Source organism: Nocardia sp. CA-107356, from assembly GCF_050946365.1.
Lineage (GTDB): Bacteria > Actinomycetota > Actinomycetes > Mycobacteriales > Mycobacteriaceae > Nocardia.
Window position 1 is genome coordinate 6,206,778 of the sequence record NZ_CP191992.1, and the last position, 15,134, is coordinate 6,221,911.

Sequence of the window (15,134 nt, forward strand, 5' to 3'; positions counted from 1 at the left end):
ACTTCGAGAACCGAACATTGATGGCAACATTCGCGGTATCGAGCACGGGAGGGCCGAAAGACCCTGGCTCACACGACCATCGGCACCGATGTCCACGGATTTCGGCGCGGTCATCCGACCGCGATCAAGCACCCCGCACGACGGTGATCGGGCACTCCACCGAATGCAGGAGAGCCGTACTCGTCGAACCGAGCAGCATCCCGGCGAATCCGCCACGACCATGGCTGCCGACCACCACGAGTTGGGCGTGTGCCGACTCCTCCAGCAGGGCGTGAACAGGCCTGTCGCACACCAGGACCCGGCACACCGAGACATCCGGATACCGTTCGGCCCAGCCCGCCAGGCTTTCGGCGAACAGTGTGTCCTGCGCCTCCTTTACCCCCGGCCAGGAGATCTCGGGTAGCGCGAGTCCGGTGGTGTCGCTCCAGGCGTGCAGCGCGACGATACCCACCTTGCGCCGGGATGCCTCCTCGAAGGCCAATTCGACGGCAGCCGTGCTGTTCACGGTGCGATCGACGCCGACCAGTACCGGCAGGCACACCGAGATCGCGTCGGTGGCCGAGGTGGTGTGCACCACGGTGACCGGGCACTTCGCATGGCGGGTAACGGCGGCACTGACCGAGCCGAGCAGCGCGCGCCGCACGGCCCCGAGCCCACGGCCACCGACGACCAGCATGCTGGCCTGCTCGGATCGGGCCAGCAGCGTCGGAATGATCGGCTCGTCGATGGCTTCGGTGGAGATGGCCAGTACCGCGTCGGGCGCCGCTGCCCGCGCTACTTTTGTAGCTTCGTCGAGCACGCGTTCGGCATCGATGCGCAGCTGGTCGATATCGTCCTGGGTGAGGGTCACCGACGGCCCGAAGCCGAACGGGATCGCGAAGGACGTCACTATCTCCAGGCGGCATCGATGCACTGCGGCGTCGACCGCAGCCCAGGCCACCGCGTGCTGGGAAATCGTCGAACCGTCGACCGCGACCACAATCGGTGCGTTGACCGGCGTGGCACCCGAACGGGTTTCGCTGGACATCATGGTCCTCCTGATCTGGTTGTGCCATCCGATAGCCACGCTCGCAGCGCGCCCTCGCGCGGGGAAGGGCCGAAAGGCCTGCTCGAGGCGCCGATCGGTCCGGATCTGCGCATCAGCGCGCGGGGATCGGCTCGCGAGAGCGCGCCTAAAGCCCATGCCACCGGGACAAAGGGCACTTGTCCATCACGTGCCGGACGCGGACCATCGGGGATGTGCACGATGTGCCGGCCCCCGACCCGCTCGACGACCAGGGGATGGATTCGACGATGCGGCTGGACAACCTTCCGTCGGCCCCGGGACGCACCGCCAACGACTACGGTGCGGTCATCTTCGATATGGACGGCGTGGTCACCGATACCGCGGCGGTCCATGCCGCGGCGTGGAAGTCCCTGTTCGATCAGGTGCTGCCCAAGCTCGGTGGTCCGTCCCAGCCGCCCTTCGACACCGACCTCGACTACCGCAAGTGGGTCGACGGCCGCAGCCGTGCGGATGGCGTGCGGGCCTTTCTGGCATCGCGCGCCCTCACCCTGCCGGAAGGCGAAATCACCGACGACGCTGAACAATTGACTGTCGCGGGACTGACCGCCCGCAAACAACAGCTGTTCACCGACGCACTGGCACGGGTAGGTGTGCGCGTGTTCCCCGACGCGCGCAAGCTGCTCGAACAACTGCGCGCGGTGCGGGTGCCGACGGCTTTGGTGACCGCGAGCCGCAACAGCGCCGCGATACTCGACGCCGCGGGCATCACGGAACTGTTCACGGTCCGCGTCGACGGCACCGACGCGCTGCGCATGAAACTGCCCGGCAAGCCCGATCCGGCCATGTTCGTCGCGGCCGCCCACCGCCTGCGCATCGAGCCCATCGACGCCGTCGTCATGGAGGACGCCGCCGCCGGGGTCCGGGCCGCGGCCGCCGGCGGATTCGGACTCGTCGTCGGTGTCGACCACACCGGGACCGGTACACAGCTGACCGATGCGGGCGCGGACGTCATCGTCACCGATCTCGCCGACCTGCACCTCATACCGGGCGACGGCGCGACCGCGATCGAATATCCGAGCGCACGGTGGTGCGCCGGCGCGACCATCGCGGGCCCCGGCGGCTGGAATCTGGTCTACGACGGATTCGATCCGGCCCGGGAGGGGACTCGGGAAGCCTTGTGCGCATTGGGAAATGGATACTGGGGTACGCGGGCGGCGACGCCGGGCAGCACAGCCGACTCGGTGCACTATCCGGGCACCTATCTCGCCGGTATCTACAATCGCCACAGCTCCGAACTACATAGCGGCACAGTCGAATCCGAACATCTGGTCAATGCTCCCGACTGGACCTTCCTGACCATCCGTCCGGTCGACGGCCCGACGCTGCGCCCCGGCACACCCGAAATGCTCGGCCATCACCAGGATCTGAACCTGCGGGCGGGGGTCCTCACGCGGGTCGACCGGTACCGCGACGACGCCGGACGAACCACACGGGTCATCACCCGGCAATTCCAGTCGTTATCCGATCCGCGCCTCGCGGCACTGCAGTTCACCATCGAAGCCGAGGATTGGACCGGAGCTGTCGTCATCACCTCGACGATCAACGGGCGCGTGGCCAATCGCAATGTTGCGGCCGATCGCGCATTGGCACACGCTCATCTGGCGCCGCTCGGATATCGGGAATTGGATTCCGACACTGTGCTGTACGAGGCGATCACCGATCAATCGGACATCACCATCGCCCTGGCCGCCCGCACGCACACCGACGCCGAGGTGTCAGCTCGCGAACTGCTGGCCGACACGTCTTGTCCCGGACACGAATTCACCGTCGCGGTGCGACCGGGCAACCCGGTCACGATCGAGAAGGTCGCGGTGGTGGCGACTTCGCGAGACCGCGGTTTGTCCACGGCCGCACTGGATGTCGAGTACCGTATCGCGCGGGCGCCCGCGTTCGCGGACCTGCTCGCCGCGCACGTCGACGCCTGGGCGCGGCTGTGGGACCGGTTCGGCATTCGCCTCGAGGACGGTCGCAATCGCCGACTTGCGTTGAATCTGCATATCTTTCACATGTTGCAGGCGACCGTTGCGGTCGGTCCGGACGCCGATGTCGGTCTGCCCGCGCGCGGGCTGCACGGCGAAGGCTATCGCGGACATATCTTTTGGGACGAGTTGTTCGTCTACCCGGTGCTGACGCTGCGGCGGCCCGAGCTGACCCGCGCCTTCCTGCGCTACCGGCACCGGCGGTTGCCGAGAGCACGGGCCGCCGCCAGCGCCGAGGGGCTGGCCGGAGCCCTGTTTCCCTGGCAGAGCGGTAGCGACGGGCGCGAGGAGACTCCGGACCGTTTGTTCAATATCCGCGACGGCCAATGGATGTCGGACAATTCGCACCGCCAGCGCCACGTCGGCCTCGCGCTCGCCTACAGTGTGTGGCAGTACTTCCAGGCCACCGCGGATCTGGGTTTTCTCATCGACTGCGGCGCGGAGATCCTGGTCGAAGTGGCTCGCCTGTTCGCGAATCTGGCTGTGCACGATCCGGTCGAGGACCGATTCGATATCACCGGGGTGATGGGTCCGGACGAATACCACGACGGCTATCCGGACGCGCCGGGACGCGGCGTGCGCAATAACGCGTACACGAATGTACTGACCGCCTGGGTACTCATGCGTGCCCACGATGCGGTCGCGCTGCTCACCGGTACCGACTGCGATCCGCTGTGGGATCGGCTGCGGCTCACGCCGCAAGAACCGGCGCTGTGGGACCGGATCAGCGCACGCTTGCGTATCCCGTTCCACGACGGCATCATCAGCCAGTTCGAAGGTTACGAGAAGCTGGCCGAATTCGACTGGGACGCTTACCGATCCAAGTACGGCGAAATCGGCCGCCTGGATCTGATCCTGCAGGCCGAGGGCGACACCACCAATCGGTTCAAGCTCTCCAAACAGGCCGATGTACTCATGCTGTTCTACCTGTTCTCGGCCGAGGAGTTGCGCACACTGTTCGACCGGCTCGGCTACGAACTGCCCCCGGAACTCATCCCCCGCACCGTCGAGTACTACCTCGCGCGCACCAGCCACGGTTCGACGCTGAGCCGGCTGGCCCACGCCTGGGTCCTCGCCCGCACCGACCGCGCCCGTTCCTGGTCGCTGTTCACCGAAGCCCTCGACACCGACCTGGCCGATACCCAAGGCGGGACCACCCGCGAGGGCGTCCATATCGGCGCGATGGCGGGCACCGCGGATATGGTGATCCGCTGCTACGGCGGCGTCGAGACCCGCCACGACGTGCTGCGGCTGCACCCGGTGCTGCCCGCCGAACTGTCCCGAACCGAATTCACCCTCAGCTATCGTGGGCAGCCGCTCAGCATCACGCTGACCCGTACCCGGGCCGTCGTGCGGCTGTTACCGAGCACGGCGGCCCCCATCCGGGTATGTATCGAGGACATCGAGAAAACTCTCTCCGCCGGCGAGATATGGGAAGTGCCGCTGAATTCCGTGGAACCCCACATCGATAGCGCCGGTCCGGCCCTCGGCGCGAAGCCATCGGTCTCTGGCCCGGAAATGCCGATGACATGACGATCATGGCTATGGGGCGCGGCGCGTGCCGCAAGCGATCACGGCGGATAGAGGTCGTCCGCACCCGCTGCCGAACGCCCCTGTACCCGATATGAATTTCGGTGGAATGTCATGGCACGACGCTCCTCGGCATCGAGCAGCGCGTCGAGCGCAGCCCGGCCGAACCGACGACGCCCTCCGTCACGATGACCGCCACACGAGTCCGGGTGTGACGATGGACCTTCGAGAACGGGCGTAAGGCCCGTATCGACCGGCAACGCACCGGACAACACTCGAAATATGACCGAGACCAGCCCCTCCCCTGTACGTTCCGTGCCCGACCATCGAATGGTGTTGGCTGCCATACGTCTGGCCAGCCGGGCACCGTCGGTGCACAATACCCAGCCGTGGCGCTGGGTATTCGACGGCGACCGGCTGCACCTGTATCGCGACAACGACCGGTTGCTGACCTCCGCGGACCCGCTCGGCAGACAATTGGTGATCAGCTGCGGTGCGATGCTGCATCATGTGCGCACCGCCTTCGCCGCACAGGGCTGGCACACCGACACCACGCGACTGCCCGATTCCGAGCGCTCCGATTACCTTGCGGTCATCGAGTTCCGACCGTGGCCGGATCCCCCGTTCGGCGTGCTGGCCCGCGCCCGCGCCATCGATCACCGGCGCACCGACCGGCTGCCGATGTTCGCACCCACGGGCTGGTCGCAACTCGTGCACACCGCGCGGATGCTGGTCACGCCCCATGACCTCGAACTCGACGTGCTCGACGAGACTGCGCGCCACAAACTCGCGGTGGCCTCCGAACACGCCGCCGCGACCCGCCGCTACGATATGGAGTATCAAGCCGAATTGCGCTGGTGGGCCGGACATTCCGGCGATCGAGAGGGCGTTCCACGGGAAGCCTTGGTCGCCGACGCGGAATTCGCCCGGGTCGGCGTCGGACGCGCCTTCCCGTCCGCACCGCATTCGGCCCGCCGGGGCACCCAGGAGGACCGAGCGCGGCTGCTGACGCTCAGCTCACCCAGCGATTCCGTCACCGCATGGCTGCACGCCGGCGAGGCGCTCTCCGCGGTGCTGCTGGAATGCACGGCGGCGGGGTTGGCGACCTGTGCGCTGACCCACATCACCGAGATACCCTCGGGCCGAAGGGTTGTCGCGGGCATGCTCGCGCATCTCGGTATCCCCCAAGTCGTGATCCGCGTCGGCACCGCCCCCGAGGATGAACCGCAGGCCCCGCCCACGCCGCGCCGCCCGCTCACCGACATCCTCACGATGAATCACGAGTAGGACGACAGACGACCCACCCACTGCCGAAAGGTCACCACGATCCGCTGCCAATAATGTGGCGGCGAGTCTCCGATCCAGCGGTCGGTCACGCTGCTCCTCCGGGCTGTCGCGGTACTCCGCTTACGGTTCACCCCGACTATGCGCCCACCCGCCGCCACCAGAATCGATCGCCTCATACGGCAGGTACCAACGGCCCGGAAACTCGCCATGCGAACAGGCTCGGGGCCGATATCGCCGCCGACTCGCACCAGTAGTGACGATGGACCCTGGATCAGGTGCGCAATGCCCATCGCGGTCGCTGTTATCGCGGTCGACACTCGAAATATGAACTCGAGCGATCATGTGACCAGACCAGATCTGCAGACCGTGCGGTTGGCGCTTATGCTCGCCGGCCGGGCCCCGTCGGTGCACAACACCCAGCCGTGGCGCTGGGTGTTCGACGGCACGCGACTGCAACTGCGCAGCGACACCGACCGGCTGCTGTCGTCGGCCGACCCACTCGGCAGGCAGTTGGTGATCAGCTGTGGCGCGGTACTCGACCACGCGCGCCTGGCCTTCCTGTCGATGGGCTGGTTCGCCGAGGTCACCCGCTTCCCGGATCCGAATCTGCCGGAGCACTTGGCCACCCTCGAGTTCTGGCCGTGGCCCGGTGCGCTGAACACCACCGCCGCCCGCGTGCGCGCCATCCATCAGCGCCACACCGACCGACTGCCGATGCAGGCGCCGGACGGCTGGCTCGACGCGCTCAGCGCCGTCCGTGAACTCGCCCGGCCGCATCATGTGGCGATCGATGAAATCCCCGACAGCAGCCGGCATCGGCTGGCCGCAGCGACCGAGCACGCCACCGCGTTGCGCCGGTACGATATGCGGTACCAAACCGAATTGCATTGGTGGACCGGACATTCGGATGTCCAAGAGGGCATCCCCGTGGCCGCACTGGTCTCCGATGCCGAGGCGGCCAGAGTCGATATCGGCCGCGCCTTCCCGTCCGCGCCCTATTCGGCGCGCCGCGCCGATCTCGTGGACCAGGCCCGCCTGGTGGCCCTCAGCACCCTCGGCGAATCCCCCTCCCAGTGGCTGCACACCGGCGAAGCACTCTCGGAGGTACTCCTCGAATGCACCGCCCGCGGCCTATCCACCTGCGCCCTCACCCACATCACAGAACTCCCCACCAGCCGCTCAGTAGTCGCCGAACTGGTCCCCCACCCGGACATCCCCCAGGTCCTGATCCGAATCGGCACCGCCCCCGAAGACAACACCCCCACCCCACCCCACCGCCGCCCCCTCGACGACGTACTCGACATCCGCCCAGCACCTCCGCCGCGTCGAGCGTAGTCATACGGTGGCTCGCCGCCCGAGCGCGAGCCACCGTATGACTACGCTCGGCGAAAGTCGTTCAGCAGGCCGTCGCCTGGGGGGTGTCGCAGGTATCCAACACATCATCGACCGCCCGACGCGGCGTAGGCGGCAACGGCTCGGCGCTGGTCGGCGCCCAGCCGATCCTGATCACGGCCTGCGGATAGCTACCGTCGTCGAGGACACCGACGCGGACCCGTTGGCGCATTGCCGGAATCTCGAGCGGTTCGGTCAGCACACAGGTGGCCAAGCCGACATTCGTCGCGGTCAGCAGCACGGCGCTCAACGCCTCACCCGCGCACAGTCGAGCGCACCGGTCATCGGCCGAGGTGCTGAGTACCAGCAGTTCAGCGTAGTCGGGTTCGTGCCTGCCGCCCCATTCGGCCAGTTCGAATCGATCGCCCGGATCCCCGGCGTGCCGCTCGGCCGCCATACATATGGCTTGGACCAAACTGTCGCGCGACCCATCGGTCGCCTGCCGCACGATTGCCCCGAGTGTCGCGGCGCGCTCGGTGACCAGCCCGAGGTATCCGGGCGTCACCGGCCATGAGCTGAACTGGCGTCGATCGGTCCGTCTGCGGGTGATCGCGGCACTCAGCTCGACATCGAAGGGAGTCGGCCGATGCCGCACCAGTTCGATCGATGCCAGATGGTTCGGTGCGGCCGGATTCGGCAGCCGATCTACCACGGCCGACCAGCCGAGCGCCGCCAACGCGATACGGAGATGGTGCAGCGCCGCACCACAACTCACTACGAGGTCGCGTTGCTCGGGATCGGTCGAGGTCAGTGCCCGCGTCGGATCCAAGTGCAGGTGTACGGCGCTATCACCGATCCGCCACCGCCACGGTTGAGTGTTGTGCACCGACGGCGCCCGCACCCCAAGCGCCAGCGCCGCCTTCACGGTCTGATCATCGGGCAGTCCGTGATCCATTGTCGCCATCCTTTCTCGTCTCGATTCACGCTTCCACCGAAGCGAGGCCGCAGATAAGAGCACGACGGCCCCTTCTACCGGGACTTCGGACGCCACCGACGAGGACAGTCCGGAAGTCCCGCCGAATCGATGACCTTCGGCCATCACAACGCGCCGCCGATTGCGAAATCCTGAGTGCATCAGCAGCGAAAGGGTGGCATCATGCCTGAACTCCACGGGCTCGAATTACATGGCCGAAGCGCCGTTGTGACCGGCGGCGCCCGCGGCATCGGCGCAGCCATCGCGCAGACCCTCGTCAAGTCCGGCCTCGGCGTCGTCGTGGCCGACCTGCTCGATTCCGAAGGCACCACGACCGCCGCATCCCTCGGCACGACAGCGATATTTCGGCACCTCGACGTCACCGACGAGCACGGCTGGCAGCGGGTGCTCGACGACGCCGAGGCGAACTTCGGGCCGCTCGCGGTCCTGGTGAACAATGCCGGCGTCCTCGACGTCGGCGGTGTCGAGTCCGAATCACCGGCGATGTTCCGGCACGTCGTCGACGTCAACCTGTTCGGCGCCTGGCTCGGGATGCATCTGGGGGCCTCGCGGCTGCGCGCCAATGGCGACGGCGTCATCGTCAACATCTCCTCGACCGCGGGGTTGATGGGCTATTCCGGGATCGCCGGCTACGTGGCCAGCAAGTGGGGCCTGCGCGGATTGACCAAGGCCGCCGCGCTCGAACTCGGCGGTGCCGGCATCCGGGTCTGCTCGGTGCACCCCGGCCCGATCGACACCCCGATGACGGCTGGTTTCGACATGAGAATCACTGCGGGACAACCACTGCCGCGATTCGGCGAGCCAGCAGAGGTTGCCGCAATGGTCGGATTCATCGTCAACGAAGCCACCTACTCCACCGGGTCGGAATTCGTCATCGATGGCGGCGCCACCGCGGGCATGGCATTGGCCGCATCCGCCCAAGCGCACGGAGCACGGCTATGAACGCGGCTCAGCTGCGGGAAACCCATACCGGCGTCGTGATGCTCTACGGAGACCGCGCGTACAAAACGAAGAAACCGATCGCCACCGACTTCCTGGACTTCAGCACCGCACCGCTGCGCGAGCACGCCTGTGCGCGGGAAGTCGAGTTGAACCGTCGGCTCGCGCCGGATGTGTATCTCGGCATCGCGCACCTCACCGATCCGGCGGGCGGACCCGATGAACCGGTGGTCGTCATGCGGCGCATGCCGGAGGACCGGCGACTTTCCAACGTCCTGGCCGACCCCATAGTGCGTGGTTCGGAGCTGTCCGCGCTGATCCAGGTGCTGACTCTGTTCCACCATACGGCGCGACGCGGCCCGGAGATCGATCGCGCCGCGACGCCGCAGGAACTGCGCGGCCGTTGGCGGAAGTTGTTGCACAGCCTCACCGGGCAATCGGCAGACCTCGTCGACCAGGAACGGCTCGCGCGCATCGATGAGCTCTCGATGCGTTATATCGACGGTCGCTATCCATTACTGGCGAACAGGATCGCTGACGGCCGCATCGTCGATGGGCACGGTGACCTGCTCGCCGAGGATATCTTCGATCTCGCCGACGGCTTCCGGGTTCTGGATTGTCTCGACTTCGACGATCGGCTCCGCTATGTCGACTGCCTCGACGACATCGCCTTTCTGGCAATGGATCTCGAGTCTCTCGGCCATCGCGAACTCGGCGATCGACTGCTCGACGAATACCTGCGGGCCACCGCGGACCCGGCACCGAGATCGCTGCGCGATCACTATGTCGCATATCGCGCATTGGTCCGCGCGAAGGTCGACGTCATCTGTGCCGGGCAGGGCGAAACGGCGGCGCGCGAACGCGCACGACGGCATCTGCAGATCGCCGAGCGCCACTTGGAGCAGGCGGCGGTGCGGTTGGTGCTCGTCGGCGGTCTACCGGGCACCGGAAAATCGACAGTGGCCACCGAACTCGCGGCGACCACCGGCGCGGTCGTCATCTCCAGCGACGATGTGCGCAAACAACTGCTGGCCGGGCACGAGGTGACCGGTGCGATCGGCACCTACAGCGCGGGCGCGTACGCCCCGGCGGGCAAGGTCCGCGTCTACACCGAACTACTGGCCAGGGCTCGGACATTGCTGGCTGCCGGCGTCTCGGTCATTCTCGACGCGAGCTGGATCGACGCGACCGACCGGCGTCGCGCGGCCGCGCTCGCCGAAGAAACATCCGCCGACCTGGTGGCGCTGCAGTGCGTCTGCCCGCGCGCACTCGCGAATAGCCGGATCCGACAGCGCACGGCCCGCGAATCCGATGCGACGCCGGATATCGCCAACGCCATGGCGGCCGCGGCGTCTCCATGGCCCGGTGCGACAGCTTTCGATACGGCCCTGCCGCTGGACCACACCGTAGCTGCGGCCGTACGTGCCTGGCATCGGGGCGAGCCGGAATCAAGGGACCTTCGTCACCGAACCGGGGCCGATCTCCGATATGCCGACCTGGATCGCTCAGTAGGCTGAAGTAGTACTCGAGGGAGGTGTTCCCGATGATCCGCGTGTTCCTGGTCGATGACCACCAGATCGTGCGACGAGGCGTGAAGGATCTGATCGACGCCGAACCCGACCTCGATGTGGTCGGCGAAGCGGGTTCCGTATCGCAGTCCTTGGCGCGCATTCCCGCGTTACGCCCGGACGTCGTGGTCCTGGATGTGCGACTACCCGACGGCAACGGCATCGAACTGTGCCGTGAACTGCTGAGCCAGCACCCTGAGTTCCGTTGCCTGATCCTCACCTCGTTCACTGACGAGCAGGCCATGCTCGACGCGATTCTGGCCGGGGCCAGCGGCTATGTGGTCAAGGACATCAGCACACTGGAGCTGGTCGAGGCCATTCGCGAGGTCGGCGCCGGCAAGTCGCTGCTCGACAATCGTGCGGCCGCCGCCCTCATGGCGAAACTGCGCGAGGAGGCCGGAGCCAAGACCGGGCCACTGGCCACGCTCTCCGAACAGGAACGGACCCTGCTCGATCTGCTGGGTGAAGGGCTGACGAATCGGCAGATCGCGGGCCGGATGTTCCTGGCGGAGAAGACCGTGAAGAACTACGTCTCGCGGCTGCTGACCAAACTGGGGGTCGAGCGGCGCACGCAGGCCGCGGTGCTGGCTTCGAAACTCAGCGCGCCCATAAAGATGGAATGAATGAACATGAGTCAGGGTGTCGCGCAGCGCAGCCTTGGGTAGTTGATTCGTGCGAAAATGCAAGATATGGATCGCGAGTCGGCCATACCCGGCCAGACACCGGTGACCGAAACCTTATCGCAGCTGCGTTTGCGTGAGCTACTCGGCGAGGTCCAGGACCGGATCGCGCAGATCGTCGGCGTCCGCGACCGGATGGACCGCCTGATCGAGGCGATGCTGGTCGTCACCGCCGGACTCGACCTCGACAACACGCTGCGCTCGATCGTGCACAGCGCCATCGAGCTGGTCGACGCCGAATACGGTGCACTCGGCGTGCGCGAAACCGATGAGACGAGCGACCTGCTCGCCGAGTTCGTCTACGAGGGCATCGACGACCGGACCCGGGTCATGATCGGTGATCTGCCGCGCGGTCACGGTGTGCTCGGGCTGCTTTTCGAACAACCGAAACCCATTCGGCTGCGCGACCTTTCGACTCATCCCTCATCGGTGGGCTTCCCAGCCCACCATCCGCCGATGCACACCTTCCTGGGCGTCCCGGTCAAGGTCCGCGACGAGATCTTCGGCAACCTGTACCTCACCGAGAAATCCGGCGGCCGGGAATTCACCGAGGACGACGAGGTCGTGGTGCAGGCCCTGGCCGCCGCCGCGGGCATCGCCATCGCCAACGCCCGCCTCTACGAGCAGTCCCGCATCCGCCAGCAGTGGCTCGAGGCAAACAGCGACGTCGCCACCGAACTGCTCGCGGGCGGCGAACCCGGCAGCGCCCTCGCACTCGTTGCCGACCGCGCGCTGCGACTCACCCATTCGGCGTGCACCTTCCTCGCGCTCCCCGAAGATCCCGAAGTCCCAGTCGAGGATGTCACCGAACTGGTGGTGGTCGCCGCCGCTGGCGTCGGTGCCGAAGAGCTCATCGACGAGCGCATCCTGATGAGCGGATCGCATTCCGGCGAAGCGTTCCGGAACGGACGCGTCGTCACCATCGACGAATTGCACTTCTCCCCCATCTTCGACGTGCCGTCGAAATTCGGCCCCGCGCTGATCCTCCCGCTGCGGGCCAAGGATTCGGTCATCGGGGTACTCGCCACCGTGCGGCCCTCGGACGCACAGCCATTCGACGCCGCCGAACAGTCGATGATGACCGCCTTCTCAGACCAAGCCGCGCTGGCCCTGCAGCAGGCCCACGCTCAACGCCGGATGCGCGAACTCGACGTGCTCTCCGACCGCGACCGGATCGCCCGCGACCTACACGACCATGTGATCCAACGGCTGTTCGCGGTCGGCCTCTCGCTACAGAGCACCGCACAGCGGGCCCGCGCCCCCGAGGTCAAAGCTCGGCTCACCGAAACCATTCAGGACGTTCAGTCGATCGTGCAGGACATCCGGCACTCGATCTTCGACTTGCACAGCAGCAGCACCGCCGACGCCCCGACCCTGCGCAAGCGCCTGCACGGCGTCATCGCGGACATGATCGGAGAAAGCGGGCTGCGCACCACCATCCGATTGGCCGGACCGGTATCGGTATTGACGCCACCGCTGTCCGAGGACGTCGAGGCGGTACTGCGCGAGGCAGTGAGCAACGCGGTGCAGCATGCGTCCGCGACGACAGTATCGGTCCAGCTCCGGGTGCGCGACGACGTCACCATCGAGGTGAGTGACGACGGCATTGGCGTACCCGATGACGTCGAGCGGCTGAGCGGATTGGCGAACCTGGCCGCCCGTGCGGAGCGATCGGGCGGCAGCTTCAGCGTGACGAAGGGCGAGGGCGGGGGCACGGTGTTGCACTGGTCGGCACCATTGCCCTGAGTGCGAGCACCGGGGCACAAGCGGGTGATTCCCGGTACCAACGCGCCTGGTGTGAGCGGCCTTTGGACCCTACGGTTCGTGACCAACGCCCGGCGTGCCGGAGGGCCTCGGATTCTTAACCTACGGGTAGCCGATCTACTCGAAGGGACACCGCGCATGACCACCCAGCACCACGATGATCCGCACCGGCTGGCATCGGCCGAAATAGTGGTCGGAATCGATGGGTCGGCGGCCGCCGACCTCGCCGTCCGATGGGCAGCCGAGACCGCGTCACAGCGCGGCCGCCGACTGCGCGTCGTGCACGGCCTCGATCTCGCGGCGGCCGGGGCCGTCTACGGGATCTACGACGTGATCACACCGCCGGTGATCGATGCGATCCGTCGCGAAGGCACAGATCTGGTACGCACCGCGCGCCGACTGGCGCACGAGGTGGATCCGACGCTGACCGTGGAAGCCGAAGTGTCCGAAGCCGATCCAGCGCATCTGCTGATCGAGCTGTCCGAATCGGCGCATCTGGTCGCGATCGGTGCGGCGGGGTCGGGCAACACCCCCGGCCATCTCGGGTCGACGTTGCTCGCCGTGGCCGCTCATGGCCACGGCGCGATCGTGGTCGTCCGTGATACCGGCACCGAACAGCAGACTCGGCGCATCGGCCCGGTCGTGGTCGGCGCGGACGGTGGGCCGGTCAGCGCGGCCGCTGTCGGGGCCGGGTTCGCCGAAGCCAGCGAGCGCAACACCCAACTTGTCGCCGTGCACGCGTGGAGCGATCTGTACTACGACCGGTTCGCCGGCCTCCCGTACACCATCTGCGATCGCGACGCCGAGACCGCCGGGCAGGCGATCCTGTCCGAGCAGCTCGCGGGCTGGCAGGAGAAGTACCCGAATGTCCAGGTCATTCGCAAGGTGTATCTGTCCGGTCCGCGGCTGGCGCTGCTCGAATGGTCGCGGTCCGCGCAGTTGCTGGTGGTCGGCAGCCGGGGCCGCGGCGGATTCCGCGGACTGCTGCTCGGCTCCACCAGCAATGCGCTGGTGCAGACCGCGCATTGCCCGGTTATGGTCGTCCACCCGCAGTAGAGCACCCACCCCCGTCGCAGAAGGGCTACGAAATCATATGTCCGCCAACGCTATCAATCCCCCCGTGCTCGTCGGTATCGACGGCTCCGACGATGCCGCCGAGGCCGTACGCTGGGCCGCCGTCGACGCCGTCCACCACCGCGCACCCCTGCACATCGTGTACGGCATCGGCGCCCCGATGGACTTCGGACCCGGGATCGCCTTCAACCAGATCGATTACGACGCGTACCGAGCGGCCGGGGCCGCGGCCGTCACCGCCGCACACGAATTCGCCACGGCGGCAGCCGCACCCATCGGCGAGCTGGACATCACCACATTCGTCGTCGAGGCCCCGCCGATCCCCGTCCTGCTCGACCGCTCCAAGGATGCGCGCCTGCTTGTTGTCGGCACCCGCGGCCTCGGCGCCTTCCGCCGCGGCCTGCTCGGCTCGGTGAGCACCGCGGTGGCCCGGCACGCGCACTGTCCGGTCGCCGTCATCCCCGAACCCGAGAACTACACACCGGATCGGCTGCTCGGCCCGGTGCTGGTCGGTGTCGACGGCTCCCCGTGCAGCACCCGCGCCATCGAGGTCGCCTTCGACGAGGCCGCCCATCGCGATGTCGCGGTGCGCGCGGTACTCACCTGGTCCGAATTCAACCGCTACATCTCTCGCGCCGATATGCAGCAGGAGGCCGAGGGGCTGCTATCGGAAAGCCTGGCCGGTTACGCGGAGAAGTATCCGGACCTCGAAGTACAGCGGGTGGTCGTCGAGGATCGACCGGCCAGACGCCTACTCGATGAATCCGCGGATACCCAATTGATCGTCGTCGGCAGCCATGGCCGCGGCGGCTTCGCGGGCATGACCCTCGGCTCGGTCAGCCAAGCCGTCCTACATGCCACCGACTGCCCGATCATCATCGCCCGCCCCTGAACGCCGACGCCGATCCGTCGGCCACTGCC

Annotated in this window: 11 protein-coding genes; 9 read left to right on the top strand and 2 right to left on the bottom strand. The window is 67.0% G+C overall.

The window, feature by feature from the left end:
• Nucleotides 1-124: 124 nt before the first annotated feature.
• Nucleotides 125-1,030 carry a universal stress protein gene (locus ACQP1G_RS28165; protein ID WP_433192575.1) on the bottom strand — a complete coding sequence of 302 codons (906 nt, stop codon included), beginning with the start codon at nucleotides 1,028-1,030 and terminating at the stop codon, nucleotides 125-127.
• Nucleotides 1,031-1,293: 263 nt separating this feature from the next.
• Here ACQP1G_RS28165 and ACQP1G_RS28170 point away from each other — a divergent pair, with 263 nt between their 5' ends.
• From ACQP1G_RS28170 to ACQP1G_RS28180, 3 genes are all read left to right on the top strand, one after another.
• Nucleotides 1,294-4,578: a beta-phosphoglucomutase family hydrolase gene (locus ACQP1G_RS28170; RefSeq protein WP_433208872.1), complete on the top strand. Its 3,285-nt coding sequence runs from the start codon at nucleotides 1,294-1,296 to the stop codon at nucleotides 4,576-4,578.
• 279 nt (nucleotides 4,579-4,857) lie between these two features.
• A complete protein-coding gene (locus ACQP1G_RS28175; protein WP_433192576.1) occupies nucleotides 4,858-5,862 on the top strand; it encodes an Acg family FMN-binding oxidoreductase in 1,005 nt (334 codons plus the stop codon).
• Nucleotides 5,863-6,186: 324 nt separating this feature from the next.
• Nucleotides 6,187-7,197: an Acg family FMN-binding oxidoreductase gene (locus tag ACQP1G_RS28180; RefSeq protein WP_433192577.1), complete on the top strand. Its 1,011-nt coding sequence runs from the start codon at nucleotides 6,187-6,189 to the stop codon at nucleotides 7,195-7,197.
• Between the two features lie 61 nt (nucleotides 7,198-7,258).
• On the opposite strand, the gene ACQP1G_RS28185 is transcribed toward ACQP1G_RS28180, so the two are convergent.
• Nucleotides 7,259-8,149 carry an Acg family FMN-binding oxidoreductase gene (locus ACQP1G_RS28185; protein ID WP_433192578.1) on the bottom strand — a complete coding sequence of 297 codons (891 nt, stop codon included), beginning with the start codon at nucleotides 8,147-8,149 and terminating at the stop codon, nucleotides 7,259-7,261.
• Nucleotides 8,150-8,350: 201 nt separating this feature from the next.
• Here ACQP1G_RS28185 and ACQP1G_RS28190 point away from each other — a divergent pair, with 201 nt between their 5' ends.
• From ACQP1G_RS28190 to ACQP1G_RS28215, 6 genes are all read left to right on the top strand, one after another.
• A complete protein-coding gene (locus ACQP1G_RS28190) occupies nucleotides 8,351-9,130 on the top strand; it encodes an SDR family NAD(P)-dependent oxidoreductase (RefSeq protein WP_433192579.1) in 780 nt (259 codons plus the stop codon).
• Complete coding sequence (locus ACQP1G_RS28195) at nucleotides 9,127-10,644, top strand: AAA family ATPase (RefSeq protein WP_433192580.1); 1,518 nt, start codon at nucleotides 9,127-9,129, stop codon at nucleotides 10,642-10,644. The genes ACQP1G_RS28190 and ACQP1G_RS28195 overlap by 4 nt, the downstream gene beginning before the upstream one ends.
• A gap of 26 nt (nucleotides 10,645-10,670) precedes the next feature.
• Entirely contained in the window at nucleotides 10,671-11,318 is a 648-nt protein-coding gene (locus tag ACQP1G_RS28200; RefSeq protein ID WP_433192581.1) for a response regulator, read from the top strand.
• 66 nt (nucleotides 11,319-11,384) lie between these two features.
• Entirely contained in the window at nucleotides 11,385-13,121 is a 1,737-nt protein-coding gene (locus ACQP1G_RS28205) for a GAF domain-containing protein (protein ID WP_433192582.1), read from the top strand.
• A 156-nt stretch (nucleotides 13,122-13,277) separates the two neighbouring features.
• Nucleotides 13,278-14,195: a universal stress protein gene (locus ACQP1G_RS28210; RefSeq protein ID WP_433192583.1), complete on the top strand. Its 918-nt coding sequence runs from the start codon at nucleotides 13,278-13,280 to the stop codon at nucleotides 14,193-14,195.
• Between the two features lie 37 nt (nucleotides 14,196-14,232).
• Nucleotides 14,233-15,105: a universal stress protein gene (locus ACQP1G_RS28215; RefSeq protein WP_433192584.1), complete on the top strand. Its 873-nt coding sequence runs from the start codon at nucleotides 14,233-14,235 to the stop codon at nucleotides 15,103-15,105.
• Nucleotides 15,106-15,134 lie beyond the last annotated feature (29 nt).

Excerpts from the sequence above, each read along its gene's own strand:
- ACQP1G_RS28165 (WP_433192575.1), bottom strand. The coding sequence starts at position 1,030 with ATGATGTCCAGCGAAACCCGTTCGGGTGCCACGCCGGTCAACGCACCG.
- ACQP1G_RS28170 (WP_433208872.1), top strand. The coding sequence starts at position 1,294 with ATGCGGCTGGACAACCTTCCGTCGGCCCCGGGACGCACCGCCAACGAC.
- ACQP1G_RS28175 (WP_433192576.1), top strand. The coding sequence starts at position 4,858 with ATGACCGAGACCAGCCCCTCCCCTGTACGTTCCGTGCCCGACCATCGA.
- ACQP1G_RS28180 (WP_433192577.1), top strand. The coding sequence starts at position 6,187 with ATGAACTCGAGCGATCATGTGACCAGACCAGATCTGCAGACCGTGCGG.
- ACQP1G_RS28185 (WP_433192578.1), bottom strand. The coding sequence starts at position 8,149 with ATGGATCACGGACTGCCCGATGATCAGACCGTGAAGGCGGCGCTGGCG.
- ACQP1G_RS28190 (WP_433192579.1), top strand. The coding sequence starts at position 8,351 with ATGCCTGAACTCCACGGGCTCGAATTACATGGCCGAAGCGCCGTTGTG.
- ACQP1G_RS28195 (WP_433192580.1), top strand. The coding sequence starts at position 9,127 with ATGAACGCGGCTCAGCTGCGGGAAACCCATACCGGCGTCGTGATGCTC.
- ACQP1G_RS28200 (WP_433192581.1), top strand. The coding sequence starts at position 10,671 with ATGATCCGCGTGTTCCTGGTCGATGACCACCAGATCGTGCGACGAGGC.
- ACQP1G_RS28205 (WP_433192582.1), top strand. The coding sequence starts at position 11,385 with ATGGATCGCGAGTCGGCCATACCCGGCCAGACACCGGTGACCGAAACC.
- ACQP1G_RS28210 (WP_433192583.1), top strand. The coding sequence starts at position 13,278 with ATGACCACCCAGCACCACGATGATCCGCACCGGCTGGCATCGGCCGAA.
- ACQP1G_RS28215 (WP_433192584.1), top strand. The coding sequence starts at position 14,233 with ATGTCCGCCAACGCTATCAATCCCCCCGTGCTCGTCGGTATCGACGGC.